We start from the raw sequence: 24,147 nt of genomic DNA, 5'->3' as shown, positions 1-24,147 counted from the left end.
GGGCCGGTCCCGCCGGGGCGCCCCGATCCGGTGACCGGAGAGGGTCAGCGCTTCCAGAACGGACGTCGCCCGGTGGAACCCGTCAGAGACTCCAGGACCTCCACGGCCCTCCGCCACAGGACGTCCACGTCCCCACCGGCCTGCAGCTCGCTCGCCAGGGCGGCGAGTTCGGCGTGGCCCCCGAGGTAGACGACGAGGGCCGCGAGGCGGCTGCCCAGGTCCTCCAGCAGGAGCAGCCGCTCGGCGGCGGGCAGGGAGGCCGCGGCGCGCAGCCGCTTCAGCTCCTCGGCGAGCTGCTCCTTCGGCGGGTCCTGGGGGGCGCCCTGGGACTTGCCGCGCTTCGGGGCGGCCCCCGCCGGTGCGGGACGCAGCATCCTGGCGCGGTCGTCGAAGCCTCCGGCCGCCGCCTCGTGCGGCATGCCGCCGACGGCGGGGCTCGCCGCGAACCTCGGCATGGAGCCGGGGCGGGCCATCCCGGGCGGTCCCGTGGGCGCGGGGGGCGGCGGGGCCGCCGCGTTCTCGAAGGCCATCGAGGTCATCATCATCGGAGCGGCGGCGATCGGGTTCTCCCAGCCGCTGGGCGGCTCCACCGGCTGGATCACCCGGTGTCCGGGACCGCCCTCGGCGACCACCTGCGTGTCGACCGCGACGAAGGCGGTGAACCTGCAGAGCACCCCGTACCTGAGCGAGGTCTCGACGATCTCGGCCTCCAGCGACCGGTCACCGGCCGCGTAGCGGTCCTCCAGGGCACGCAGCCGCGCCCGCGCCCAGATCGCCCGTACGGCCGGATTGTGCACCACGGAGGCGGTGACCCTCCGCTCCCACGGCGAGCCGTCGGCGCCCACGCCCCGTACGGTGATCGCCCCTTCGGCGGGGCCACGGTAGCGGCCGAGCACGGTGAGCGGGACGCCCGAGTAGACCGAGCCGATGTGGCTGACCGTCTCGGTGATCAGGTCGATCCCGTCGGCCTCGATGGACAGGTCGGTGACGAGTGGGGCGCCGATCCGGCGGTGGATGTGCTCCATCGCCTCGTCCAGCCGGTCCTCGGACTCGACCAGCTCGCACCTACCCCCGCCCACCCCGGCCAGCCTGCCCAGGAAACCGGCGTTGACCGCCCTGTCGATGCCGACCGTGTGCACCCGAACCCCGGCCAGCGCGGCGCCGGTCCGCGCCAGGATCTGGTCCTCGTTGCCGACCTGTCCGTCGGTGACGAGCACCAGCACCCGGTCCCTGGCGGAGTCGGCGAGCAGCTCGGCGGCCCGCTCCAGCGGGGACAGCATCTCGGTGCCGCCGCGCGCCTCCAGCCTGGCCAGGTGCTCCACGGCGCGGTAGCGGTTGCGGTCGGACGCCTCCGACAGCCCTTCGCCGAGACCCTCCGGGTATTCCACGACGCTGTCGAAGGAGAGCACCGCGAACCGGTCGCCCGAGGTGAGCGTGTCGACGATGCGCGCGGCCGCGCGCCGGGCCGCCACCATCTTCCAGCCGGTCATGCTGCCCGAACGGTCGAGGACGAGCACCACGTCCTTGGGCCTGGCCCTCGCGGGGGCAGGTTCAGGGACGACGGTCAGCGTGAACGTGCCTTCATCGTTCTCCGGGCCGTTCTCCTCGTCGTTCTCCTCGGGGGCGAGCGCGAGGGAGGTGGAGGCGCCGGTGGCCAGGCGCAGGATGAAGTCGCGGTCCAGCCGCTCACCCGGCTGGAGGCGGATCACACCGCCCTCTTCCTGGACCACGTGCAGGCTGGAGCGGACCTCGCGCAGCTCCAGGCCCGCGGGGTCGACGGAGACGGCGAGCGAGAGGCGGACCGGGTTGGGGAAGCCGGGCAGCAGCACCGGCGGGGTGATCCGGGAGGCGTCGGGGACCGCGTCGGTGTCCGGTGCCCACCCGTCGCCCGCCCGCTCGCCGTCCAGCGGGGTGCCCGGGATGTAGCGGGGGGCGACGACCAGCGGGAAGCGGAAGGTGGCCGCGCCGTCCTCGTACGGGAGCGGCTGGTTCAGCGTGAGGTGCACGGTGACCCGCTCGCCCGGCACGATGTTGCCGACCCTCATGGTGAAGACGTCCGGCCGGTCCTCCTCGGCGATCGCGGCCCGCTTGCCCTGGGAGATCGCCTGGTCGTAGTCGGCCCTGGCCTGGCCGCGCTCCTTGAGCACACCCTCGATGACCCGGCCGTCGGCCTCCATCCTGAAGGCGGTCACGGCGGCCCGGTCGGGCAGCGGGAAGACGTACGTCGCCTCAAGCGCCACGTCGTGCGGGTTACGGAAACCCTGGACCACCTCGACCCCGGCGCTCAGGCCGGACACGGCGGCGGTCACGTCCACGCTCTCCAGCGGCAGGTTGCCGAGCTCGGTGGCGAGCGCCCCCAGCCCGGTGTCGGGGACGGGGTGGCACTCCTCCGGCGGCAGTGTTGTGATTGAGGTAATCATGAGCGAGTTCCTTCCGGAGGTGTGAGGCCGCGTTCGCGGAGGAGTGACAGGAGCCCTTCCGCGGCGGCGGCGATCTCGGCGAGGTCATCGGGAGTGGGGGCGTGCTCGCCCGTGTCGAGCAGGAGCGTCACGCCGTTCGCGAGCCGTACGCCGTGGACGGCCACCGCCTTCGGGACGGGTGGCGAGGACGGCGCGGGCCGGGTCTCGGTCGCGGGGGGCGGGGGCGGCTGTGCGGCGTGTGCGGCGGCCGGTCGGGGCGGCGGTGCGGGCACCTCCGGTTTCACCGGTTTCACTGGTTTCACCGGCTTGGCCGGCTCCGGTGACTTCGGTGGCGTCGGCGGCTCTGCGGGGGAGGGCGGTCCGGCCCAGAAGCGCGGGCGTGCCGGCGTGCCGGTCGCCGCCGGAGGGGGTGGGGGTTGTGGTGGGTGGTCGGGGAGGCGGGCGATCGACTCCAGGGTCTGGTCGGTGGCTCCGGCCAGCTCGGCCTGGATCTCGGCGATGGTGCGGCCGTCGGACTGGCGTCGCTTCACGGCGACGATCTGGAGCAGGTGGCGTCTGCCGTACATGGCGACGCGACCTCGGCGGGCCGACGGGGGGTCGAGGAGGCCGATCGTCGAATACCAGCGGATGAGGCGTTCGTTGGGCATGTCCCGCACCCGCCCGTTGAGCTGGGCGGTGGGGGCCAGCGCCGCGGATGCCCGCTCAGCCAGTTCACCGATGGTCCATTCCATGCCTCGATAGTGACACTGTAATCATGACAGTGTCAACATTTCGACCGGCGTAGGGGGCCGATAGATGGGTACGGACATTTAGCAGCAAAGAGGAAACTAGGTTCGAAACAGGGGGAAACTCTATGTCTGCGATCACCAGTCCACTCAACCCGGAAGACAAGAAGGTCGTCGGCAACGTGCTCCAGGGGGCGCTCATCGACCTGCTCGACCTGTCACTCCTGACCAAGCAGGCGCACTGGAACGTGATCGGCCACAACTTCCGGTCGCTGCACCTGCAGCTCGACAAGATCGTCTCGTCGGCGAGGAAGCACGCGGACACCGTCGCGGAGCGCGCCGTAGCCCTCGGGTGCAACCCCGACGGCCGGGCCTCCACGCTCGCCAAGACCAGCGAGGTGCCGCAACTGGAGACGGGCTACATCCACGACGGCAAGGTCGTGGCGGCGATGACGGACATCCTCGGGTCCATCGTCCGCCGGATGCGCGAGCGCATCGAGGCCACCGAGAAGCCCGACCTGGTCACCCAGGACATCCTCATCGAGATCACGCAGGATCTGGAGAAGCACCACTGGATGATCGAGGCCCAGCGCTAGATCGTCTCGCCAAGGCGCCCCGGCCGGGGCGCCTTGGGTGTTCTCCGGAGTCCTTCTTTCGGCGGCGACGTCATCGGGACCGGCACCAGGCCCTTCCGCCGGGCCCAGACCCAGACGCCGCCTCGGTGTCAGGGGCTGGCGCTCCTCGCCTGCGGGCGGTAGGACCGGCTTCCGGGGAGATTGGAACCGGATTCGGAGGTAGGCCCAAGCCGGGTGACAAGGCACACCGGAGAACGTGAAAGCCCGTGGTCCGCGTAGGGGGCTACGGGCGGGACGATGTCGATCAGATGCAGTTCACTGGATACGCGGCCTGCTTGGTCGGCTTGTTGTGGTTCAGCACCTCGATGGCGACCGTTCCGCTGGTCTTCGAACTCCTGGTCCAGTGAGCGGACTGGAGACCGAGGAATCCGCTGGATCCGACCTTGAGCGTGCGGGTGTCATCCGGCTTCCCGTCGATGACCCAGCGGTAGCTGATCTCCGTGTTCGGAGCCGCATGGAGGTCCGCCCACGCGGTCGGGTACGGCGCGGCGTCGCAGTCGCCGTGGTAGGCCACCGAGGTCAGCCCGCCGATGCGGACCGTGCCCGGTGTCGGGTCCTTCGGCACACAGGTCCAGGAGTAGGTCTGCTGGGTGAACGGCTTGTTGTGGTTGAGCACCTCAAGCCGTACGGTGCCGTTTCCGCTGCTCTGCGTGGACTTGTTCCAGAAATCGCCGATCGTCTGGACGACGCCGGGCTTGAGCACCTGGCTCCTGACCGGCCCCGGCTGGCCGTCGGCCACCAGGCGGTACCTGACCTCGGTCTCCCGGTCCGTCGTGAACAGCCCGTCCACACGCATGCTGAAGGAACGGTCACAGTCGCCCGCGTAGAGCGGCACGAGCACGTAGCGGAAGGTCACATTGGCGTCGTTGGGCCCCTCGTCGCAGGTGAAGGTGTACAAGCGCTCGTCAGGCTGGGAGGGGCCGCCCTCGACCATGAGGCCGACCTTGTGCGGGCCGCCCCCTGCGGCACCGAGGGTCCAGGAGGCGGAGACGTCCTGGGAGCGGGCCTGGGCGGAGGCGGGGAAGTCCAGCACCTGTTTCTGCCAGGCGGCGCCGTCCACGAGCCACCAGTACGTGACCCGCTGCGCGGTTCCGGCGGGGAGCGTGACCCGCCCGGTGGCCCGGTACGCGACAGGCTCCACGCAGGTGCCCGCGTAGTCGCCCGGGGTGAGCTCCACGATCTGCCGTCCCGGCGTCACCGGAGGCTGCGTGGGCGTGGACGTCGGCGTGGACGTCGGCGTGGAACTAGGCGTGGAACTCGGAGTGGACGTCGGGGTGGGCGCCGGGCCGCTCTTGCAGGTCACCGCGTAGTCGGCGCGGCCGGAGTCGTGTCCGCCGAGGGTGAGGATGTGGACGGCCTTCCAGCCGCGGGCGGAGCTGCCCACGCTCATCGGCAGCGTGACCTGGCGGAGGCGCGGCCCGCCGGCGGCGAAGTACAGCGACTCCGGCCGTCCCTCGCCGGTGATGCTGTCGATCCACCGGTAGTCGACGGTGGCCGGGGTGCGCGAGACCTGGATGGTCGCGGTGAACCGCACCGTCGCCGGGCAAACGCCGTTGTGGGCGGCCGGGCTGACGTCCACGTCCGCCGCGGACTCCATCGGCCGTCCGGGCTGGGCGGGCAGCGGGTGGGAGATGTCCCACACCTGTGCGGGACCGTCACAGGCGACGCTGAAGCGTGCCTTGCCCGACAGACCCTTCTTGCCCAGGATCTCGACGGCCTGCCAGCCGGTGGTGTCGCGGTCGAAGGTCTGCCGGTCTCGCACGACCACCTTGCGCGAGCCGTTGACGCGGAAGCTCTTGACGACGCTCTTGCCGCCGTCGCCGCGTACCCACCTATAACGGATGATGCCCTTGCCCTTGGCCGCCACCACCGCGGAGAATCCCACCGTGGTCGGACACGCACCCGACCGCTTGGCGGGACTCGCCTTCACCTGGGCCACAGCGGTCTTGGGCGCGAGGGCGGAGGATGTGGCGGCGTACGAGGGGGTGGTGGCCAGCAGCCCGCTGAGCACCACCGTGCTCAGCAACAACGCTGTCCTCTTCATCATGATCCTTTCTGCTTCGCGAAAGGATCATGATCGAGTTCCTCACTTGCTGATCACTTGGTCTTTAGTTGTCACCCCGGCAGACCTGGCGGTCGGTGCGAGGTCGATGAGCGGTCCTGTGCCTTTCGCTTGCCTTCGCCGCGCTTCCGGCCATGTGCGATGCCGCATTCCTCGGCGGTGACCGCCTCCCGGCAGGGCGGCTCGTACCGGGAGCCGATGCCGGTGGCCGTGCCGCCGCTGTCTGTCGCACACCGACGCAGTGAATGCGAGCCGGGCATGGCGAGCGGCGGAGCCGGTGGTCGTCACCACCAGTAGGTGGGGTAGCGCGGGGTCACCCCGCTGCGTCCGACGAGCATGCCGACGAGTACCAGGATGACGGTCGCGGCGACGAGTATCGGCAGGAACGGCACCAGGGGCTGCTGCTGGGCGACCACGAGCGTCGCGGTGGCGGCGGCGGGCGAGTGCGGCGTACGCGTCAGGGCCGTGACCCCGAGGGCCAGGCCGCCGGCGACGGCGGCGGCCCAGACGGAGGAGCCGGCGACGGCCAGTACGGCGAATCCGGTGAGCGCCGCCAGGAACTGGCCGCCGATCACGCTTCGCGGCTGCGACAGCGGCAGGGTCGGCGCGCCGAAGACCAGGGCGGCGCTGGCGACGAGCGGGGGCATCAGCCAGACCTGGTCCAGCACGGTGCCGAACGCGACCAGGGTGAGCAGGGCGATCGTGGCACCCGCGGTGAAGACGGCGATGGCCGCCGTCTTCGGCCGGGCGGGTGCGCGGCTCCTGAGGCCACGCCAGGCGTCCGTCGCGGTGGTCTCGTCGTTCCCGCTCGCCGGCGAGACGAATGCCGTCCTCTCGTCGTCCCCGCCGAAGGCGACCGGGGGCGCCACATAGGCGGTCCGCCAGGGGCGCGACGGCTCCACCCGGGTCTTCGGATCCGGTCTGGCCTCGATGGGCCCCTTCAGGTGCGTCCTGCCTCCCGGCGAGACCTCCTTCGTGTCCTCGACGGCCCGCGGATCGAGCCGCGCGGCCGCCAGGACCTCTTCCGGTCCGGATGCCTGCGGCGGGAACGGCGTCGTCCACCTGCGCATCCGGTCGGCCGGAAAGAAGTTGCGAACCCCCATGGAAAATCTCCTGCGATCTCGGTATCGGTCACCAAAAGTCGCAGAAGGTACTTGTGCCTTACTTGGAGGTCGGCGCAAGCGCCCGCTCACGGGCAAACGTTGGCTGATACGGCACTACAGCGGCTGGGAGGGAAGCGCACGTCTCGTCCCCCTGACGGCGATCTCCAGGCCGAAGCCGACGACGAACCGCTGTCCGGCTCACAGGAGATAGCGGGCCAGGTCGGCGATGGGGTGGGGGGAGAGGAGGTCGCGGAGGGCTTCCAGGTGGGTGGCCGCGTCGTGCAGGACGGCTCTCGGCACGGTGTCCCGTGCCGGGAGTCGATGCCTGTGCATACCGGGATCTACCGGGTGGATTCCTGCATGCCGCCGTCGCCGAACCAGACCAGGTCGGAATGGAGTCGGCGGGCGGCGCTGCGGGGGCTCGCCCACAGGCCGAAGCCGCGGCCGTTCGCGCCGACGGTCGTCGCCGTGCCGCCCGGCAGCGCCAGCCCGTAGGCCACCACCTCGGGGTGACTCTCCTCGCCCTCGGCGAAGTCCTGGACCAGGGCGAACATGCGGGGAAGATCGCCGGTCAGCGTGTACGCACGCTCCAGAGCCACCTCTCGCGGGTAGTGCTCGCCGAAGTCCGGGCCATGGCAGGCGGATGGCTGGTCGGAACCAGGGTGGTGCTCCATGCCGGTGCTCCCTTCCGATGCTGAACGTGGGTGAAGATCTGCCGTACGGCTCCGCTCCGCCCTGATTCCTCTACGTTTTCGAGCGAACACCGAGCGTAACGGCCGATGCTTCGGTAGCGTTGCATCGAATTCGAATTTGCGCAAGCTTACGTAATGAGCTTGCCGGATTTGTTCGGATTTACCCAGAAGTGGCGACACGGTGAACTCGAAGGAGGCGGAGATGGGTGCGAGGCGAGGACCCACCCTGCGGGCGCAATGGCTCGGCAAGCATCTGAAAGACTTCCGTGAGTCGGCAAAAATAACGCTCAAGCAGGCAGGCGATTACCTGCAGCGTGACGCCGCGACCATCAGTCGACTGGAGTCCGGAATTATCCCGGCGAGGGTGTCTGACGTGCTAGCACTCCTCAACCTGTACGGTGTCGACGACCATAAGATTCGTGACGGACTGGAAGAACTGAGTCGCGATATCTGGCGCAAGGGCTGGTGGGACGGTTATGCCGCAGCTCCCCTTGGCGTGATGTTTGATCATGCCTGGCTCGAAACCCGGGCGGAGAGAATCCGCTTCTACGGAGCGATGGTCATTCCCGGTCTCTTCCAGACTCGGGACTACGCGCAGACGGTCATCGCGGCAGGTGGTATGGATGCTTCCGGCGAGCAGATCGAGCGCTGGGTGGACTTTCGGATAGACCGGCAACGTGTGTTCGATGCCGAACCCGCTCCGCACCTGGAGGTCATCCTTGATGAGGCTGTATTGCACCGCATGATCGGCGATTCGAAGGTGATGGGTGCCCAGTTGGAGCATCTGGCCGAGGTTATGAACAGGCCGAATGTGACCATTCGGATTCTGTCGTTCACTGCTGGGGCGCACGCCAGCCTGGAGGGCTCTTTTTCGATCTTCGACATGCGAGAGCCATATTCCGACATCGCCTGTGTGGAAACCCGGAGCGGCGCTGTTTATAGCGAAGCAGAGGGCGCCGAGAACTTCACGCGAGCGTACAATTCCATCCGGAGCATTGCTCTCAACCCGGATGAGTCCGCGACTGTCATCCGGACTGCGATCGGTCGTGTCAGACGAGCGAGAGGGAGAAGCACATGACGATCGACCCCAAAGAACTGGCGGGTGTCGCCTGGCACATCAGCACCAGAAGCCCTGATGCGGGTGGTCAGTGTGTTGAGGCTGGTCCGTTGGCTGATGGTAGTGGGCGGGTTGCTGTGCGGCACAGTCGTCGGCCTGGGGCTGAGGTGATTGTTTACACCCGCGCTGAGTGGGAGGCGTTCGTCGGCGGCGTCAAAGACGGTGAATTCGACTTCTCCGCCGGAGAAGGGAACGTGTAATGGCGGCCAGCGAAGAATTAGCCAACGTCGCTTGGCATGTCAGTGCCAGGAGTGCCAACGGTGGTGGTCAGTGTGTTGAGGCTGGTCCGTTGGCTGATGGTAGTGGGCGGGTCGCCGTGCGGCACAGTCGTCGGCCTGAGGCCGAGGTGATCGTCTATACCCGGGCCGAGTGGGAGGCGTTCGTCGGCGGCGTCAAGGACGGCGAGTTCGACTTTCCTGCCCGCTGACCGTACCGGTTCACGATGAGGCGTGGCCTCGGGTGACGGTGTAGCCGTTCGGGGTAGTGGACGCGGTCGAGTGTGGCGCGCTCTCCGGTTTCGGCCTTCGCGAGCCCGCCCTACCTCGGCGGTAATCGACGGGTGGCATTCGAAATAGGGATGCTTGCGACATGAGTGGTGAAACCCGTGACGTCGTGGAAGAACTGCTGGGTCGGATGGTCAAGGGCGATCATGATCGTACGGCGGAGTTGTTCGCCGAGCCGGTCGACTGGCAGTTGAACTGGCCCGCCGAGGGGCATCCGGCGGTGCCGTGGATTCGTCCCCGGTCAGGCCGGGCCGAGGTGGCGGACCATTTCCGGTCGCTGGAGACCCATCATGTGCCCGAGCTGAACGGCACGTCGGTGACGCGGATCCTGGTCGACGGGGCGGACGCCGTCGTGTTCGGGGAGATCGTGCAGACGGTGCGGGACAACGGGGCCGCGTACACCTCGCCGTTCGCGCTGCACCTCACCGTCGAGGACGGGCTCATCACCCGCTATCACATCTACGAGGACAGCCTCACGGTCGCGCGGGCCCTCAGCGCCTGAAGGTGCCCGAGCGTGCCCGAGATGTGATCGTGAAGGGGGCCGTCTCGTGTACGCAGGGGACTCTCGGCAGCCCAGGCCCGGAGGGGGCCTGGGTTTCTTCGTTGACGGGGGCCGTTCTCAGAACAGGTCGTGGGAGGGCCAGGCGGCGAACTGCTGGAACACCTCCCACATCATCGTGTCGAGGTCGATGCCGTTGCCGTTGGCGAGCGCCGCCCAACAGAACTCGTTGCTCGTCCGGGCGAGGATGCTCTCGGTGCCGTAGGGGATCAGCCGGCCGTCGTGCCACCAGTTGCCGAGGGCGTTGACGTGCCAGCCGCAGGCGTACGTCGGTTCGGCCGCGGACGGCGCGGTCATCGTCGCGATCGTGTCCGGCCGGAGCAGGTCGGGGACGGTGGGAAAGCCGTCGGCCCGCAGGGCGAAGCGGACGATGTCGACGGGTGACGCGAGCCAGCCGCCGTGGGAGTCCATCCGTCGCGCCGGGATGCCGTAGGGGTCGCCGGCGCCGTAGTAGACCACCTCGTCGGAGCGTCGTTCGGCCCGGGTGTTCCCCGCGAGGTGCATGTTGGTGATTCCGCTGGGCGTGAGCACGATCCGGTGTACGGCGTCGGCGTAGGGTTCCCCGGTGACCTGTTCGATGACCCGGCCCAGCAGGCAGTAGCCGAAGTTGGAGTACAGGTAGGTGGTGCCTGGCGTGTGCAGGAGGGGCCGGTTGTCGAGCACCCAGCCGATCAGCTGGTCGTGGTTCATCGCCGGGTTGCCGAACATGGGGTCGTTGACGTCGTTGGTCCAGCCCCCCGCGGTGTGCTGGAGCAGGTGCCTGATCGTGATCGCCCGAAGTTCCGCAGCGTAGGGCCTGCTGCCGTACCGGGTGCCGAGGATGCCGCTCGCGCCGAGGACGCGTTGGTCGAGCGTGAGCCGACCGGCTTCGACGAGCCGCATGACCGTGACCGCGGTGATCGGCTTGGAGACGCTGGCGATGCGCATCAGGTGCCGTTCGGTGAGCTGCTCGCCGGTCTCCCGGTTCGCCAGCCCGTACCCTCGGGCGAAGACGAGCGCGCCGCGCCGGGCGATCGCGAGTGACACGCCGGTCACTCCGGAGGCCCTCATGTGGCGGTCGACGACCGCGTGGACGGCGGCGAAGTTGCCGTCCACGATCTTGTCGCTCAGCCAGATCCCCGCGAACCGCTCCGAACCGGAACCGTAGCCGCTGACCCGGGCGGGCCGGTAGCCGTCTCGCCGGTGCTCCTCGAAGACCCCCTGGTAGTCCGCCCCCGCCACGCCGTGGCGGGCCGACCAGGCAGGGCCCGCACCCCGCACCCAGATCGCCGCGTACAGGTCGGTGCCGCCGACGGTGTAACCGCTGACGTGGAAGGGGCGGTATCCCTTCTTCGTCAGCTCGTCGAACTCGGCCTGGTACTGCGCCCCTGTCAGGTTGTGGCGGGCCTCCCAGTCGGGTCCCCGGGCTCCCCAGACCTTCTCCCAGATCGCCGCGAAGTGTGACTTTCCTCCGAGGCCGTACCCGTCCACGTGGATCAGCCGGTATCCCTCCTTGAGCAGCCGGTCGAACTCGGCCTGGTACCGCTCCGAGGGCATGTCGTGCTGGGTGACCAGGTGCGGCCCGCCGGTGAGCTCCCAGATCGCCGCGAAGTACACCTTCCCGGCGACCTCGTATCCGGCGACGTGGAGCAGGCGATACCCCTCCTTCTCCAGCCGCTGGTATTCGGCCCGATACTCCGGCTCGGTCAGGCCGTGGCGGGCGAACTGCGGCGGTCCCGGCGCGTTCTCCCAGATGGCCGCGTATCCCGCCCGGTCACCCATCTGGTAGCCGTCCACCTGGATCAGGCGGTACCCCTCCTTGGCCAGGCGGTCGAACTCGGCCTGGTACTCCTCCGAGTTCAGGCCGTGGCGGGCCACCCACGGGAACGTCCCCGCCGACATCGCCGTCCCGGTACGGAGCCTTTCCACGCTTTCCGCGACGCGGGCCGCCGAGGCGACCCCCGATCGTTCGAGGCCGAGGAACGCGGCCAGCCCGAGTCCCGCCAGGAGCGCGCCGCGACGGCTGAACGGCACCGATGAATCCCGCACGTCGAACTCCTGTCCTGGGCTGCCGTGCCCGGCCGGATAGCCGGATGTTCTGAATGTTCGATGATCCGAATCATCGGAATCCGCGAGACGTGAGCCGTACCGGCGATCGTTTCCCGCGGCCTTCGAGCGCGCGCCGTCGCCGACGAGCCGGGCGGAGCCGCCGTCTCAAGTGTGCGAACCCGCGTCGTCCGGCAGATGAGTACACCCCTACTCATTTCCGTCTCCATTGGTCGGAGCCGGAAGGACGCGTGCATCAGAGGAGATAGCGGGCGAGGTCGGCGATGGGGTGGGGGCGGGAGAGCAGGTCGCGCAGGGTGTCCAGGTGGGCGCCGCCGGAGGTGTGGTGGGCGACGAGGCCGGTGTCGCGGACGGCCCGCTCCCAGCCCGCGTCGTCGTTCGCGGCGTCCTCAAGCCGTCGCAGCACGCTCTCCCCGCCCGTCTCCATCGCCAGCAGTGTGAGCAGGTGCGGCCACTGGACGGCGAGCGCCGCGAGCTTGGCGACCTCGCCGTCCGAGGCGGGGGCCGCCCCGGCGAGGGCGCGGCGGTAGGTGAGGAACGAGTAGAAGCGGAAGACGTTCACGTACCGCTTGATCTCGCGCGGGTTGAAGAACGTCAGGGCCGGGAGCACGAACTCGATCGCCCGGTAGGCGTTCTCGTCGCTGTAGAGGTCGTCGAAGACCCGGTCGGCGGCCTCGCGGGTCGCCGCGCAGAGACCGCCGACGGCGTCGGAGCACTGGATGCCCAGGGCGTCCTGCGCCAGGCGCGCCGCCTCGTCAAGGGTCGTCGTGGTCGGGCGCAGCGCCCAGATGGCGTCCTGCAACCGGCTCACCTGGACCGGATCGGGCGGTTCCGCCGCCTGTGATCCGGGTTCCGGTGTCTCCGTCGGCGTTCGCGGTCCTGGTCTTCGTGGTTCCGCCCGCTGTCCCGACACGGCCGCTCCCGGTGGCGCGGTGGTGCCGGGACAGCCCGGTGTGACCGCGCCGAGCGGGGAGGGCCGTGCGGGAGGCAGGGGACCGCGCGAACGCGGTCCGGCCGGATCCGGTGGCGGGTCGAGCCGTTCCAGGGCGGCTGGGGGACCCGCCGGACGCGGTCCGGCCGGATTCGGTGTCCATGTGGTCTCCGGGGCCTGGGGTCGCGTGGTCTCCATGCTCGTGGAAACGTCTCCCGGGGAGATGCCGAGCGTGGAGACACTGCCTGTGGGGACGCTCGCGACCACGTCGGTCGCGGGCCGCGCCAGGTCGGGCACGCCCAGCAGGGCGCGTACGAAGGCGGGCAGCCGGTCGGCGTCGTCCAGCAGCGGCACGCTCAGCGGGAGCTGCACGATCTTCTCCAGGAACCGCCAGCCGAGGCCGGACCGCCCGGCGCCCGGCAGCGTCCCGGCCAGTTCCGGGTAGGCCGCCTCGACGTGCGCGGCGACCACCTCGGGCTCCATCGCCAGGACGAACACGCAGTTGGGGAACTCGCCGGCGAGGAACAGGTTGATCGCCTCGATGACCTGCGCCACCGTGGCGGACGAGCAGCGGTCCAGGTCGTCCACGAACACCACCAGCGGGCGCTCCCCGGTGGCGACCAGGTCGAGGACCTGGCGCATGTCGGTCTGCACCAGGTGCAGGAAACCGGTCCTCGACCGGTACCCGGGGCCGGCCGTGGCCTCGTTGACGAGTCCTTCCGCCGCTCCGGGGCCGAGCAGGTCGGGCTGCGTGACCAGGCCGCGGAACGCGTTGTCCGCCGACTCCCCGAAGAACCGCGCCAGCCGTAGCGCGCCCGCCCCGACCACCACCGCGGATCCGGCGGATCCGACGGCCGCCGCGGTGTTCCCCAGGAAGGTGCCGAGCGCGGGCAGCAGCGTGGCGGCGGCGAGGAGCGCCCCGGTGAGGACGACGGTGGCGACCAGGCCGAGGGCCACCGGGGCCAGGCGGGTGAGCGCGAGGTGGTAGGCGCGGCTGCGAACCGCCTCCCGGTCGATCCTGGACAGGTTCAGCTCCAGCCAGAACCGTTCCCGCTCGGCGCGGGGCAGCCGCCGGGTGACCTGGCTGATGATCTCGTGGGCCAGTCCGGCCCAGACCTGCTCGCCGTTCTGGTACATCCACGGGTTGAACCAGACCGTGGGCCGCCAGTCCGCCGGCCGTAGCGGGAGCGGGCCCGGCTCGGCCCGCCCGGCGTTCTCCCGGGGGCGCCGTCCGGTCCTGGCCAGCACCTCGGCGTTGGTCAGCGCCCGTTCCGCGCGGGAGCCGGGCAGGTGGATCGGGGCGGGGGCGTCCCCGGCGGCCCCGGGGTCCAGAAGGTCCTGGATCATCCGCATCAGGGAGGTCTTGCCCGCCCCCCATGGTCCCTTGACGCCGATCGTGAGCGGGGGCCTGGTCTCCGGGTGGCGGACGAACGCGGCGATCGCCTCGGCGTAGACACGGTGTCCGAGCTGGTCCTCGGTGGTCCACCGGTCGGCGGTGAGCCTCGCCCTGGGCCGTACCGTCCGCAGCCCGGCCCTGCGACGGCGCAGCAGTGCCGAGGTCTGCGCCCGCTCGGCCGCCGACAGCCGGGAGTGGCCGAAGGCTCGGACGTCGGGGTGGACGAACGTGGTCGTCTCGCCCAGCAGGCCCCATTGCCGCAGCTCGGCGGCGTCGCCGAGGATCTCGTCGATCGGCTCGTCCTCGTCGAGGAGGGCGGCCCTGCGCAGCAGCTCCCTGGCGGCCTCACTCAGGTGCAGCTCGTAGACCCGCCGTACGATCTCGACTCCGCAGGCGGGCGGGGCGTGGTCACCGAGCCGCGCCAGGACGTGGGCGAAGGCGGCGTGCGGTACGGCGGCGGTGTCCCTCGCCGGGGTGAGGGCGACCCCCGTGACGGCCCCGTACGAGATCAGGATGGGGGTGCGGGCGGCGGAGGCCGCGGCGTAGCGGGCGAGCGCGTAGGCGTGCAGGTCCCCGACGCTGATCGTCCCGTCCCCGTCGAGGTCGGCGGCCCGTGTCAGCAGGCCCTCCGCGATGACGTCGGTCAGCGTGCGCGCCGGTCCCGGCACCGTCTCGTCGAACCTCAGCGTGAGGGTGAGCGCGGCCGCGGCGACCCTCGGCTCCCCGGCCACGGCGAGCTGCCTGACCGGTTCCGCGGAGCCGCTCAGCGCGCTCCAGCCGAAGTCGACGATCATCAGTACGGCGGCGGCGAGCGACTCGCCGACCTGCCGCCCGAACGCGCCGATCATCGATCCGAGCTGTCCGGAGGTCCAGCCGCCGTCGGCGGGCAGCCGGATCACCAGCAGGTCGCCCTCCCGCGCCGAGCGCAGCAGGTTCCACACGCGTTCGCCGTCCGGGCCCGCCCCCTCGCTGACCTCGGCCTCGACGGTGAACCCCTCGGCGCGCAGGGCGCTCGCCAGCCGCGCGTCAGGTCGCGTCTCCTGGAGCGTTCCCGGCAGGGCGGTGTGCGGTCCGGCGACGGGGGTGCCCGTGCCCACGCCCGAGTCCGGCGCAAGTGAGGACGGGGACGGAACCGGGGACATGGGGGCGGACGGTGGCGAGGGCGAGGCGGGAGAAGAGTCGAGGAAGACGAGAGCTCGGCGGGTGCCCACGTGGGGCGTGGTCTCGAAGACTGGATTCGCGAACGCGAGTCCCTCGCTCAACGGTCCTCCCGATCTGACGGCGGTCATCTAACTGTGGACGCGTCGGGCGGGGCAGATGGCGATCTTGGCGATAGGTCGACCTGTTTTGACGGATGTTTGCTCCGCGGTTTCCGCAAAGTTTGCGGCGGCGGAGCCCTGGCGTTCGTGCGGGTTCGATCGACCGGTCGCCTGCCGAGAGGAGCGAACAGCCATGTTTCGCCGTATGCCGTCGAGAGGGCCGAAGGAGCCCGCTTCGCCGTGCACTGTCGGCCGCTGCCGGGACCGGCGGGCCGCACCTACGAGGTCATCGGCTCCGCCTGGCAACGTCGGGGGCGGCCGAGCCCCCCTCCGACGGCGTCACCCACGAAGTCACCGGCCGATCCTCGCACTGAAGACCACGATCAACACCATGGTCCGACGATCTCACCTATCAGGTCACCGGCCGTTTCCGCCGCTGAGCGACGCGGCCTGCCTGACGACCTCCGTCAGCTCCTCGCGCAACCCCGCGAAGAGCGGGTCGGTGCGAGGGTGGTCGCCGTACGGCAGGTTCGAGGCGCGGTCGAGGACCACCCGGCCCGGCCTGCCGCTCAGCGCGAGCACGCGGGTGCCGAGGTAGACGGCCTCGTCCACGCTGTGGGTGATGAAGACCACCGTCGTGCCCGCCCGCCGCCACAGCTCGCGGACCTCCTCCTGCATGCGTTCCCTGGTGAAGGCGTCCAAGGCGGCGAACGGCTCGTCCATCAGCAGCAGCGCGGGTCCCGGCGCGAGGGCGCGGGCGATCGCCGCGCGCTGCTGCATGCCCCCCGACAGCTCGTACGGTCTGGCCCTGGCGACGTCGGTGAGCCCGGTCAGCTCCAGCAACTCGGCCACCCGCTCGCGCCGCGCGGCCCTGGGCAGGCCGCGCAGCCCGAAACCGACGTTCCCCTCGACCGAGAGCCAAGGGAAGAGCCGATGCTGCTGGAACACGTACCCCCTGGCCGGGTCGGGGCCCACGACCGGTTCGCCGGAGGCCGTGATCGTCCCCGCCGACGGCGCGGTGAAGCCCGCCACCAGCCGCAGCAGCGTGCTCTTGCCGCACCCCGAGGGGCCCACGACTGTGACGAACTCCCCGGCGGCGATCTCCAGGTCGATCGGCCCGAGGGCGTCGACCGTCCCCGCGCGCCCCCGGTAGGAGTGCGACACCCCGGCGAGCGCGAGCGCCGTGGCGGGAGGGCCGGCGTCTTCGGATCCGGCGCTCCCGCCGGAAGCCGTGCCGAGGCCCGTACGGGCGGATCCGGTGTTCCGGCCGGTTGTGTCGGGATCGGGGTGAGCCGGGCCGGGAGTCGCGGCCGTGTCGGGGGCCGTGCGGGCACGGCCGGAGTCCGTGCCCGCGCGAGTGGTCTCAGCTTCCGGCGAAGGCATCGGCGAGCTCCTGCGTGGCCAGGCCCTTCTGGAAGACGCTCAGCTCGGGCACGGCGTCCACCTTCTGCTGGCCCTTGAGGAACTCGGCCGAGCTGCGCAGGTTCTCGGCGAACTTTCCCGGGGCCGAGGGGGTGCCGAGATACTCGGCCGAGCGCTGTTCCGTCGCGTCGAGGAGCACGAGCTGGCCGAGCTGGCGCGCGGCCTCCGCCGGGTCGAGGTTGAGCTGGCGGCCGATGGCCGCGGCGGCGGCGTCCTTGTCGCTCCTGGCCAGTTTGACCGCGCGGTCCTGCTGCTGGAGCCAGACGTGCAGCGCCTTCGGGTACTTCTTCGCGAAGTCGTCGCTCACCACCGCGAGGTCGGCGGTGAGCTTGCCCCGCTGGGCCAGCTCACGGCTGGTGACCAGCGTCGTGCCGCCGTTCTTCTGCAGCTCGGCCAGGGTGGGCGTCCAGACGTAGGCGGCGTCGACGTCGCCGCGCTGCCAGGCGGCCTGGATGTCCGGCGGCTCCATGTCGAGGATCTTCACATCGGCCTCCGACAGCCCGGCCTCGTCGAGCGCGGCGAGCAGGCTGTAGTGGGTGGTCGAGGCGAAGGGGGCGGCGACCCGCTTGCCCGCGAGCCCCTTGACGTCAGTCACGCCGCCCCTGGCGACGAGCGCCTCGTTGTCGCCGATCACGTCGAAGATCCACGGCACCCGGTACGGGATGTTGAGGGGCGCGGACAGGCCGCGGGTGACCGGGCTGCTGCCCGCCAGCCCGATGTCGAGCGATCCGGCGATCATCGCGGTGTTCACGTCGCCGCCCGAGTCGAACTTACTCCAGACGATCTTGGTGTTCGGCAGCGCCTTCTCCAGCCACTGCTGGTCCTTGACGATCAGGTCACCGTTGGGGATGAGCTGGTAGCCGATGCGCAGGGTCGCGGGGGAGCCGTCGGCGGCGGGCTTCGCCTCCTCCGTGCCGGACCCGCAGGCGGTCAGGGCGAGTACGGCGGCGGTCAGGGCGAGCGCGGCCCGCTTCACGGGGGTCATTGCCAGGTGTTTCATGGGGGTCTTTCCTAGGTACGGCCGCGCCAGGGAACCAGGCGGCGGTCCAGCGTTTGCAGGAGGAAGTCGATGAGCAGGCCGGACAGGCCGATGACGATGATCCCGAGCACCACCACGTCCGTCTGGTTGTAGCGCTGGGCGTCGCGGACCATCCCGCCGATGCCGGGCACGCCGTTCACGGTCTCGGCGGCGACCACGGTGGTGTAGGCGACGCCCACGGCCACCCGTACCCCCGTGATGATCTCGGGCAGCGCGCTCGGCAGTACCACCCGCAGCGGCAGCTCGTGCCGGCGGGCGCCCAGTGAGCGGGCCGCGTTCAGGTAGTCCTCGTGCACGCCGCGTACGGCGTCGGCGGTGGCCACCGCGACCGGCGGGAGCGCGGCGAGCAGCAGGAGCCAGATCTTGGGCTCCTCGTCGATGCCGAACCAGATCACCAGCAGGCTGAGGTACGCCAGCGGCGGCAGGGTGCGCACGAACGTGACCAGCGGGCCGAGCAGCGCGCGCAGCGTGGGGACCATGCCGATCAGCAGTCCCAGCGCGATGCCGCCCGTCACCCCGTACAGGCAGCCGAGCAGGATGCGGCGCAGGCTGGTCAGCAGGTGCTCCTGGAGGGTGTGGCCGCTCACCCCCTCGGCGGTGGTGCGCAGGAACCGGTCCCAGACCGCGACGGGCTCCGGCACGAAGACCGGTGGCCAGATCCCGGCCATGGCCACCGCCTGCCAGATCGCGACCAGCGCGACGATCGCCCCGGCCCGCAGCGCGAGGGCCCGCCAGAGTCCGGGGCCCTGCTCGCCTCCGGAGACGCCGGTGCGGCGGGGGCGGAGACGGGGGAGGCGGGGAGGGGCGGTGAGGACGCTCACGTGACGAGCGCGGGGGTCGCGAGCCGGGGAAGGACGAAGTCGCCCACCCGCCAGGCCTCCTCCAGATGCGGCCAGCCGGACAGCACGAACTCCGACAGGCCCAGCTCGGCGTATTCGCGGACGCGCTCGGCGACCTCCGCGTAGCTGCCGACCAGCGCGGTGCCCGCGCCCTCCCTGACCAGCCCGACCCCCGCCCAGAGGTTGGGCGAGATCTCCAGCGCGTCCGCCGACCCCCTGTGGAGGTCGGCCATGCGGCGCTGTCCCACGGAGTCCATCCGGGCGAACCGCGCCTGGGCGGCGGCGATCCTGTCCGGGTCCATGCCGTCGAGCAGGCGCCGGGCGTGCGTCCAGGCCTCCTCGGAGGTGTCGCGGGCGATGACGTGGAGCCGGATGCCGAACCGCAGCTCGCGGCCCGCCTCGGCGGCGAGCTTGCGCATCCTGGCGACCCGTTCGGCGATCATCGCCGGAGGCTCGCCCCACATCAGGTAGACGTCCGCCCCGGCGGCGGCCACTCGCTCCGCGGCGGGGGAGGCCCCGCCGAAGTAGATGTCGGGGGTGTCGAGGAGCGGTGTGGCGAGCCCGCCCCCCGACACCCGGTAGTGCGCGCCCAGGTGGTCGAACGGCTCGCCCGCCCAGGTGCGCCTGAGCACCTCGATGAACTCGCCGGTGCGCTCGTAGCGGGCGTCGTGGTCGAGGAAGTCGCCGTAGGCGCGCTGCTCCAGGGGATCGCCGCCGGTGACCACGTTGAGCAGGAGCCGTCCCCCGCTGATCTCCTGGAAGGTCTGCGCCTGCTGGGCGAGCAGCGTGGGGAGGGTGAAGCCCGGCCGGAAGGCGACCAGCAGCTTGATCCGCTCGGTTCGCGCCGCGACGGCGCCGCACACCACCAGCGGGTCGGGGCAGCCCGCGCCGACCGGGGTCAGCGCCGCCTCGAAACCCGCCGCCTCGGCGGCGCGGGCCACCTGGGACAGGTAGTCGAGCGTCGCGGGCCTGGCCGCGGCGCCGCCCGCCGCGACGGTGGTCGTGGCAGGCCTGACGTGGTGGCCGTCGCCGGTGGTCGGCAGGAACCAGTGCAAGCGCATCTTCGCCTCATCGGGCTCATACGGAACGGGGTGGTGCCCCCGATAGTAACCACATAATACCTATCTATAAAGAGGGAATTAGGGGGTGGTCGGGACAGGGTCCTGACCTCAAGGTTCATGGCCGGCCGCGCGGGATGGGCGGCCCGCGGGCCTTCCGGGCCGGTGATTCAGGTGCCCGGTTCCCGGCCGGAGTCCGTGGAGGCCGACAGGTAGCCCGTGAGCAGGGTCTTGAGTTCGGCGGTCAGTTCCGCCGCGCGTTCCGGCGGTCCGGCCGCGACCAGCGGGAGCACCGCCCTGATGGTGGCCAGCATCATCGTGGCGATCAGCAGGCGCCGCTCCTCGCCGAGGCGGGGTGCGCGTACGGAGAGGGCTTCGGCGATGCGCCGGGCGATGTCCCGGTGGAGCCGCTCGGACGCCGCCGCCAGCCGGTCGCCGGTGGCGGAGCCGTGCAGCAGGGCCCAGTAGGCCGGGCGGGAGGCCTTGTAGGCGACGATCTCGTCGACCACCTGGTCGATCAGGTCGGCCGCGGGCATCCGTATGGCGTCGCCGGAGAGCCTGGCCTCCCAGTGCGCGCTCCGCCCATCGGTGAAGCGGCTGAGCAGGCCGTCCAGGATCTCCTCCTTGTTGCGGAAGAACTGGTAAAGCGAGCCTGGGGACATGCCCGCCCGCTCGGCCACCGCGTTCGTGGTCATGTCGGCGTAGCCGACCTCGGCGATCACATCCTCGGCGGCGTCGAGGATCTCCTCCATCCGCCTGAGGCCGCGCGCCTGCCGTCTGACCGGCCGCCGCGCGGTCGCGGCCCGGCTGTCGCCGGCCTGGTCGTCGGCGGCTTGGTCGGTGGCGTGCCGGGCGGTCCGTCGCGTGGTCGTGGGCCGGTCGTCCGCCGGCTGTCCGGTCGCCGGACGTTTCTCAGGCATGCGTCATCCCGTTGACAAATACGAGCATTTACTTGTATTTCTGTCTCGAACCCTAAAACACGAGCAGTTTACCGAATTTCGGGGATGATCATGAAGACTGATCCGCGTCCGGTCGCGGCGCCTCCCGGGCCGCCGCTGAGACGGCTCGGCCGCCTCCTCGTACGGCGACGCCGCCTGGTGATGGTCCTCGCCCTACTCGGCGCCGTCGTGCTGGGAGCGCTGGCCTCGGGTACGGTGTCCGCGCTCTCCCTGGCCAGGTACGAGGCGCCCGGCTCGGAGTCCGACCGGGCGCAGGCGGAACTGGCCGGGAGGTTCGGCACAGGGAGCGCCGACCTGGTCCTCCTGGTCACCGCCAGGAACGGGACCGTCGACACCCCCGCCGTCGCCGCCTCCGGACGGGCGCTCACCACCCGGTTGGCGGCTTTCGAGGGCGTGGCCGAGACGGCGTCCTACTGGTCGCGGGGCAACCCCGCCACGCTGCGCAGCGAGGACGGCAGGCACGCGCTCGTGGTCGCCCGCATCCCCGGCGACGCCGATCGGGTCCGCTCCGAGATCCTGCCAAAGATCATTCCCGAGGTCCTGCGCGGCGACGCCGCGACCACCGTCAGGGCGGGCGGCGGCGAGGAGGTCTTCCGTCAGGCCGTTCCCCTGGCCAGGCAGGACTTCGTCCGTGCCGAGCTGGTCGTCGTCCCCATCGTGCTCGTACTGCTCTGGGTCCACCTGCGGCGCGTCCTCGCCGCGGTGCTACCGGTCGTGCTCGGCGCGCTGGCCATGGTGATCGGGCTGGCGCTGCTGCGGATACCGCTCCTGTACGCGGACGTGTCGACGTTCGCGCTGAATCTCACCCTGGCCATGGGACTCGGCCTGGGCGTTGACTACTCACTGTTCATGATCGCCCGTTTCCGGGAGGAGGTGGGGCTGGGCAGGGACAGGCACGAGGCGGTCGCCCACGCCGTCGAGCGGGCCGGCCGTACGGTGATCTTCAGTGGGGTGACGGTCGCCGCCTCGCTGAGCGTGCTCCTGTTCATGCCCTTCGACTTCTTCCGCTCCTTCGCCTATGCCGGGATCGCGGTCGTCGCCGGGGGAGTGGTCGGCGCCGTGGTCGTGCTGCCCGCGATCCTCGCCGCCGTCGGCGACCGGGTGCTGTCGCGCCGGCCCGGGGCGGCGGGAGGAACCCTCTGGCGCGGCCTGGCGGCCCGCGTCATGCGCAGGCCGGTCGTCTACGGCGGGGTCGCGGCCGCAGTGCTCCTGCTGCTCGGCTCACCCTTCCTCGGCCTGCGCTTCGGCGTCGCCGACGACCGTGTCCTGCCCGTGTCCGCGCCCGCCAGGCAGACCTCGGACGTGATCCGCGCGGAGTTCCCCGCCGAGGAGACCGACGCCCTCCAGGTCGTCTCCGTGGGCGCGGCCGGAGCGCCCCCCGAGGCCGTACCCGGTTACGCCGCCGCGCTCTCCCGCCTCCCGGGCGTCGCCCAGGTCGACTCCGCCGCGGGGTCGTACGCGAAGGGCACCCGGATCTCGGCCGGAGACCCGTCGAGGTTCGCGGGAGCCGGGGGCACCTGGCTGTCGGTGGTCCCCTCCGCAGAGCTGATGGAGGACGACCCCGTTCGGCTGGTCCACGACGTCAGGGCGCTGAAGGCGCCGTTCGAGGTGCTGGTCGGCGGCTACCCGGCCGAGCTGGCCGACTACCGGCAGGCCGTGATCGAGCGGCTGCCGCCGCTGCTCGGACTGGTTTTGGCGATCACCTTCGCGGTGCTGTTCGTGATGACGGGCAGTGTGCTGATCCCGTTCAAGGCGACGGTGCTCAACCTGCTCAGCCTCTCGGTCATGTTCGGCGCCCTGGTCTGGATCTACCAGGACGGCAACCTGTCGGGCTGGCTGGGCTTCACCCCCACGGGGACCCTCGACCCGAGCATCCCGATCCTGATGTTCTGCGTCGCGTACGGGCTCTCGATGGACTACGAGGTCTTCCTGCTGTCACGGATCAAGGAGGAGTACGACCTGACCGGCGACACCTCGGGGGCCGTGGTGACCGGGCTCCAGCGCGGTGCCCCCCTCATCACGGCGGCGGGCGGGATCCTGGCGGTGTCGTTCGCGGCCTACGGCACCGCGGAGGTGGTCTTCGTGCAGATGCTGGGCGTGGGGATGGCGGTGGCGATCCTCGTGGACGCGACGGTGATCCGCGCGATCCTGGTTCCCGCCACGATGCGCCTGGCCGGTGAGGCCAACTGGTGGGCCCCGGGCCCCCTGCGCCGCCTCCACGCCCGTATCGGCCTGTCCGGCTGAACCCCGCCCGCCCGCCGGACGGAGGGCGGGCACGTCCGGCGGGGAGACGCGCCGTCGTGGCGGATTCGGCGCTCCCGCTCCGCCGCGAAGGGGGTGGGGTCAGAGGTCGCAGGCCCGGGTCTCCTCGAAGAAAGGGCCGGGGATCGTGGGTCCAGATCTCCTCCACGGGGTCAGAGGTCGCGGGCCCAGATCTCCTCGACGAAGTCTTCGCCGCCCTCGTTCCGCTCCTTCTCGACCAGCTCGAAGCCCGCCGCCCGGTAGATGCGCCTCGCGCCCAGCAGCACGTCCCTGGTCCACAGCATCATCCGCCGGTATCCGGCGGCCCTGGCGAAGCGCATGCACTCGTCCACCAGGTGGGTGCCGATCCCCATTCCGCGCGCGGACGGCTCGACGAGCAGCATCCGCAGCTGCGCCGTCTCGTCGTCCCTGCGTACGCAGAAGACGCACCCGGCGCGCTCGCCGTCCACCTCGGCGATCCAGCCCGCCTCGCGCCGGGGGTCGTGGTCGTTCACGTATTCGGCCACGACCCCGGCCACCAGCGCCTCGAAGTCCATCCCCCAGCCCTGCTCCTGGCTGTAGAGCGCGCCGTGGCGGTAGACCACCCAGCCGAGGTCGCCGGGACGTGGCGGGCGGATGACGTACGGCCGATCCGGCTTCGGCGCGCGGCCGAGGATCTCCTCGATCGTCGCCATGCTCGCGACCAGCCGTCCGCGGTCCTCCTCGGTCAGCCCGGCGAGCAGTTCGCGCACCTCCGCCGCCGCGCGCTCGTCGAAGCCCGCGAACCTCGTCCTGCCCTCGCCGGTCAGCTCGACCACCTGCCGCCGCGCGTCGGCGGCGGACCGCTCGCGCACCACGAGCCCTTCGCCCTCGAACCTGCCGAGCATCCGGCTGAGGTATCCGGCGTCGAGGCCGAGCAGCCGCCGCAGCTCGCTCGCCTCCATCCGGCCCGCCCGGTCCAGCTCGAACAGCACCCTCACCTCGGTGAGCGAGTAGGAGCTGTCGAGGATCCCCTGGTGGAGCAGGCCGATGTGCCCGGTGTAGAAGCGGTTGAAGGCGCGGACGTCCGCCACGTGTCTTTCCATGCTTGACAGCATCAACCGATTTATTGACGCAGTCAATGAATTAATCGGCGCGGGCC

At 70.9% G+C, this 24,147-nt stretch carries 20 protein-coding genes; 6 read left to right on the top strand and 14 right to left on the bottom strand.

Annotation, left to right across the window (positions count from 1 at the left end):
- Window positions 1-44: 44 nt before the first annotated feature.
- Both AB0B96_RS01775 and AB0B96_RS01770 read right to left on the bottom strand, forming a co-directional pair.
- Window positions 45-2,420, bottom strand: coding sequence for a VIT domain-containing protein (locus AB0B96_RS01775; protein ID WP_362895647.1), 2,376 nt, complete (start codon window positions 2,418-2,420; stop codon window positions 45-47).
- Window positions 2,417-3,151: a MerR family transcriptional regulator gene (locus tag AB0B96_RS01770; RefSeq protein WP_362895645.1), complete on the bottom strand. Its 735-nt coding sequence runs from the start codon at window positions 3,149-3,151 to the stop codon at window positions 2,417-2,419. The genes AB0B96_RS01775 and AB0B96_RS01770 overlap by 4 nt, the downstream gene beginning before the upstream one ends.
- Before the next feature lie 122 nt (window positions 3,152-3,273).
- Here AB0B96_RS01770 and AB0B96_RS01765 point away from each other — a divergent pair, with 122 nt between their 5' ends.
- Window positions 3,274-3,741, top strand: coding sequence for a DNA starvation/stationary phase protection protein (locus tag AB0B96_RS01765; RefSeq protein WP_362895643.1), 468 nt, complete (start codon window positions 3,274-3,276; stop codon window positions 3,739-3,741).
- Window positions 3,742-4,024: 283 nt separating this feature from the next.
- Here the strand turns inward: AB0B96_RS01765 and AB0B96_RS01760 are convergent, their stop codons facing one another.
- The 4 genes from AB0B96_RS01760 to AB0B96_RS01745 form a co-directional block, all read right to left on the bottom strand.
- Window positions 4,025-5,827, bottom strand: a complete 1,803-nt coding sequence (locus AB0B96_RS01760; RefSeq protein ID WP_362895641.1) for a hypothetical protein — start codon at window positions 5,825-5,827, stop codon at window positions 4,025-4,027.
- 299 nt (window positions 5,828-6,126) lie between these two features.
- On the bottom strand, window positions 6,127-6,945 hold the full coding sequence (locus tag AB0B96_RS01755) for an HPP family protein (RefSeq protein ID WP_362895639.1): 819 nt from the start codon (window positions 6,943-6,945) through the stop codon (window positions 6,127-6,129).
- A 198-nt stretch (window positions 6,946-7,143) separates the two neighbouring features.
- Entirely contained in the window at window positions 7,144-7,278 is a 135-nt protein-coding gene (locus AB0B96_RS01750) for a hypothetical protein (RefSeq protein WP_362895637.1), read from the bottom strand.
- Window positions 7,279-7,286: 8 nt separating this feature from the next.
- Window positions 7,287-7,619, bottom strand: coding sequence for a hypothetical protein (locus tag AB0B96_RS01745; RefSeq protein ID WP_362895635.1), 333 nt, complete (start codon window positions 7,617-7,619; stop codon window positions 7,287-7,289).
- A gap of 220 nt (window positions 7,620-7,839) precedes the next feature.
- Between AB0B96_RS01745 and AB0B96_RS01740 the strand changes: the two genes are divergently transcribed.
- From AB0B96_RS01740 to AB0B96_RS01725, 4 genes are all read left to right on the top strand, one after another.
- Window positions 7,840-8,715 carry a helix-turn-helix transcriptional regulator gene (locus tag AB0B96_RS01740; RefSeq protein ID WP_362895633.1) on the top strand — a complete coding sequence of 292 codons (876 nt, stop codon included), beginning with the start codon at window positions 7,840-7,842 and terminating at the stop codon, window positions 8,713-8,715.
- Window positions 8,712-8,954, top strand: a complete 243-nt coding sequence (locus AB0B96_RS01735) for a DUF397 domain-containing protein (protein ID WP_362895631.1) — start codon at window positions 8,712-8,714, stop codon at window positions 8,952-8,954. Before AB0B96_RS01740 ends, AB0B96_RS01735 begins: the two co-directional genes overlap by 4 nt.
- Window positions 8,954-9,181 (top strand): DUF397 domain-containing protein, encoded by a 228-nt coding sequence (locus tag AB0B96_RS01730; RefSeq protein ID WP_362895629.1) that lies wholly within the window; start codon window positions 8,954-8,956, stop codon window positions 9,179-9,181. Before AB0B96_RS01735 ends, AB0B96_RS01730 begins: the two co-directional genes overlap by 1 nt.
- A gap of 161 nt (window positions 9,182-9,342) precedes the next feature.
- On the top strand, window positions 9,343-9,759 hold the full coding sequence (locus AB0B96_RS01725; protein ID WP_362895627.1) for a nuclear transport factor 2 family protein: 417 nt from the start codon (window positions 9,343-9,345) through the stop codon (window positions 9,757-9,759).
- 117 nt (window positions 9,760-9,876) lie between these two features.
- Here the strand turns inward: AB0B96_RS01725 and AB0B96_RS01720 are convergent, their stop codons facing one another.
- The 7 genes from AB0B96_RS01720 to AB0B96_RS01690 form a co-directional block, all read right to left on the bottom strand.
- The gene (locus tag AB0B96_RS01720) at window positions 9,877-11,844 is read right to left on the bottom strand and encodes a serine hydrolase (protein ID WP_362895625.1); all 1,968 of its coding nucleotides are present in this window, start codon (window positions 11,842-11,844) and stop codon (window positions 9,877-9,879) included.
- Between the two features lie 253 nt (window positions 11,845-12,097).
- A complete protein-coding gene (locus tag AB0B96_RS01715) occupies window positions 12,098-15,451 on the bottom strand; it encodes a P-loop NTPase fold protein (RefSeq protein WP_362895623.1) in 3,354 nt (1,117 codons plus the stop codon).
- 414 nt (window positions 15,452-15,865) lie between these two features.
- Window positions 15,866-16,831 carry an ABC transporter ATP-binding protein gene (locus tag AB0B96_RS01710; protein WP_362895621.1) on the bottom strand — a complete coding sequence of 322 codons (966 nt, stop codon included), beginning with the start codon at window positions 16,829-16,831 and terminating at the stop codon, window positions 15,866-15,868.
- The gene (locus tag AB0B96_RS01705; RefSeq protein ID WP_362895619.1) at window positions 16,812-17,870 is read right to left on the bottom strand and encodes an ABC transporter substrate-binding protein; all 1,059 of its coding nucleotides are present in this window, start codon (window positions 17,868-17,870) and stop codon (window positions 16,812-16,814) included. Before AB0B96_RS01705 ends, AB0B96_RS01710 begins: the two co-directional genes overlap by 20 nt.
- A gap of 11 nt (window positions 17,871-17,881) precedes the next feature.
- Complete coding sequence (locus AB0B96_RS01700; RefSeq protein ID WP_362895617.1) at window positions 17,882-18,730, bottom strand: ABC transporter permease; 849 nt, start codon at window positions 18,728-18,730, stop codon at window positions 17,882-17,884.
- Window positions 18,727-19,809: an LLM class flavin-dependent oxidoreductase gene (locus AB0B96_RS01695; RefSeq protein WP_362895615.1), complete on the bottom strand. Its 1,083-nt coding sequence runs from the start codon at window positions 19,807-19,809 to the stop codon at window positions 18,727-18,729. The genes AB0B96_RS01700 and AB0B96_RS01695 overlap by 4 nt, the downstream gene beginning before the upstream one ends.
- 167 nt (window positions 19,810-19,976) lie before the next feature.
- Window positions 19,977-20,726, bottom strand: a complete 750-nt coding sequence (locus AB0B96_RS01690; protein WP_362895613.1) for a TetR/AcrR family transcriptional regulator — start codon at window positions 20,724-20,726, stop codon at window positions 19,977-19,979.
- A 90-nt stretch (window positions 20,727-20,816) separates the two neighbouring features.
- Here AB0B96_RS01690 and AB0B96_RS01685 point away from each other — a divergent pair, with 90 nt between their 5' ends.
- Entirely contained in the window at window positions 20,817-23,009 is a 2,193-nt protein-coding gene (locus AB0B96_RS01685; protein ID WP_362895611.1) for an MMPL family transporter, read from the top strand.
- Window positions 23,010-23,179: 170 nt separating this feature from the next.
- On the opposite strand, the gene AB0B96_RS01680 is transcribed toward AB0B96_RS01685, so the two are convergent.
- Window positions 23,180-24,091: a helix-turn-helix domain-containing GNAT family N-acetyltransferase gene (locus AB0B96_RS01680; RefSeq protein WP_362895609.1), complete on the bottom strand. Its 912-nt coding sequence runs from the start codon at window positions 24,089-24,091 to the stop codon at window positions 23,180-23,182.
- Window positions 24,092-24,147 lie beyond the last annotated feature (56 nt).

Origin of the sequence: Streptosporangium sp. NPDC049046, assembly GCF_040649155.1 — a bacterium.
In the GTDB taxonomy this organism is placed as follows: domain Bacteria; phylum Actinomycetota; class Actinomycetes; order Streptosporangiales; family Streptosporangiaceae; genus Streptosporangium.
This window is presented reverse-complemented; position numbering and strand designations above follow the sequence as displayed.

Bases quoted from the DNA above. Each gene is read 5' to 3' on its own strand.
- AB0B96_RS01730 (WP_362895629.1), top strand. From the start codon at position 8,954: ATGGCGGCCAGCGAAGAATTAGCCAACGTCGCTTGGCATGTCAGTGCC.
- AB0B96_RS01680 (WP_362895609.1), bottom strand. From the start codon at position 24,091: ATGGAAAGACACGTGGCGGACGTCCGCGCCTTCAACCGCTTCTACACC.
- AB0B96_RS01765 (WP_362895643.1), top strand. From the start codon at position 3,274: ATGTCTGCGATCACCAGTCCACTCAACCCGGAAGACAAGAAGGTCGTC.
- AB0B96_RS01685 (WP_362895611.1), top strand. From the start codon at position 20,817: ATGAAGACTGATCCGCGTCCGGTCGCGGCGCCTCCCGGGCCGCCGCTG.
- AB0B96_RS01760 (WP_362895641.1), bottom strand. From the start codon at position 5,827: ATGATGAAGAGGACAGCGTTGTTGCTGAGCACGGTGGTGCTCAGCGGG.
- AB0B96_RS01705 (WP_362895619.1), bottom strand. From the start codon at position 17,870: ATGAAACACCTGGCAATGACCCCCGTGAAGCGGGCCGCGCTCGCCCTG.
- AB0B96_RS01745 (WP_362895635.1), bottom strand. From the start codon at position 7,619: ATGGAGCACCACCCTGGTTCCGACCAGCCATCCGCCTGCCATGGCCCG.
- AB0B96_RS01740 (WP_362895633.1), top strand. From the start codon at position 7,840: ATGGGTGCGAGGCGAGGACCCACCCTGCGGGCGCAATGGCTCGGCAAG.
- AB0B96_RS01770 (WP_362895645.1), bottom strand. From the start codon at position 3,151: ATGGAATGGACCATCGGTGAACTGGCTGAGCGGGCATCCGCGGCGCTG.
- AB0B96_RS01775 (WP_362895647.1), bottom strand. From the start codon at position 2,420: ATGATTACCTCAATCACAACACTGCCGCCGGAGGAGTGCCACCCCGTC.
- AB0B96_RS01695 (WP_362895615.1), bottom strand. From the start codon at position 19,809: ATGCGCTTGCACTGGTTCCTGCCGACCACCGGCGACGGCCACCACGTC.
- AB0B96_RS01735 (WP_362895631.1), top strand. From the start codon at position 8,712: ATGACGATCGACCCCAAAGAACTGGCGGGTGTCGCCTGGCACATCAGC.
- AB0B96_RS01710 (WP_362895621.1), bottom strand. From the start codon at position 16,831: ATGCCTTCGCCGGAAGCTGAGACCACTCGCGCGGGCACGGACTCCGGC.
- AB0B96_RS01755 (WP_362895639.1), bottom strand. From the start codon at position 6,945: ATGGGGGTTCGCAACTTCTTTCCGGCCGACCGGATGCGCAGGTGGACG.
- AB0B96_RS01690 (WP_362895613.1), bottom strand. From the start codon at position 20,726: ATGCCTGAGAAACGTCCGGCGACCGGACAGCCGGCGGACGACCGGCCC.
- AB0B96_RS01750 (WP_362895637.1), bottom strand. From the start codon at position 7,278: ATGCACAGGCATCGACTCCCGGCACGGGACACCGTGCCGAGAGCCGTC.
- AB0B96_RS01725 (WP_362895627.1), top strand. From the start codon at position 9,343: ATGAGTGGTGAAACCCGTGACGTCGTGGAAGAACTGCTGGGTCGGATG.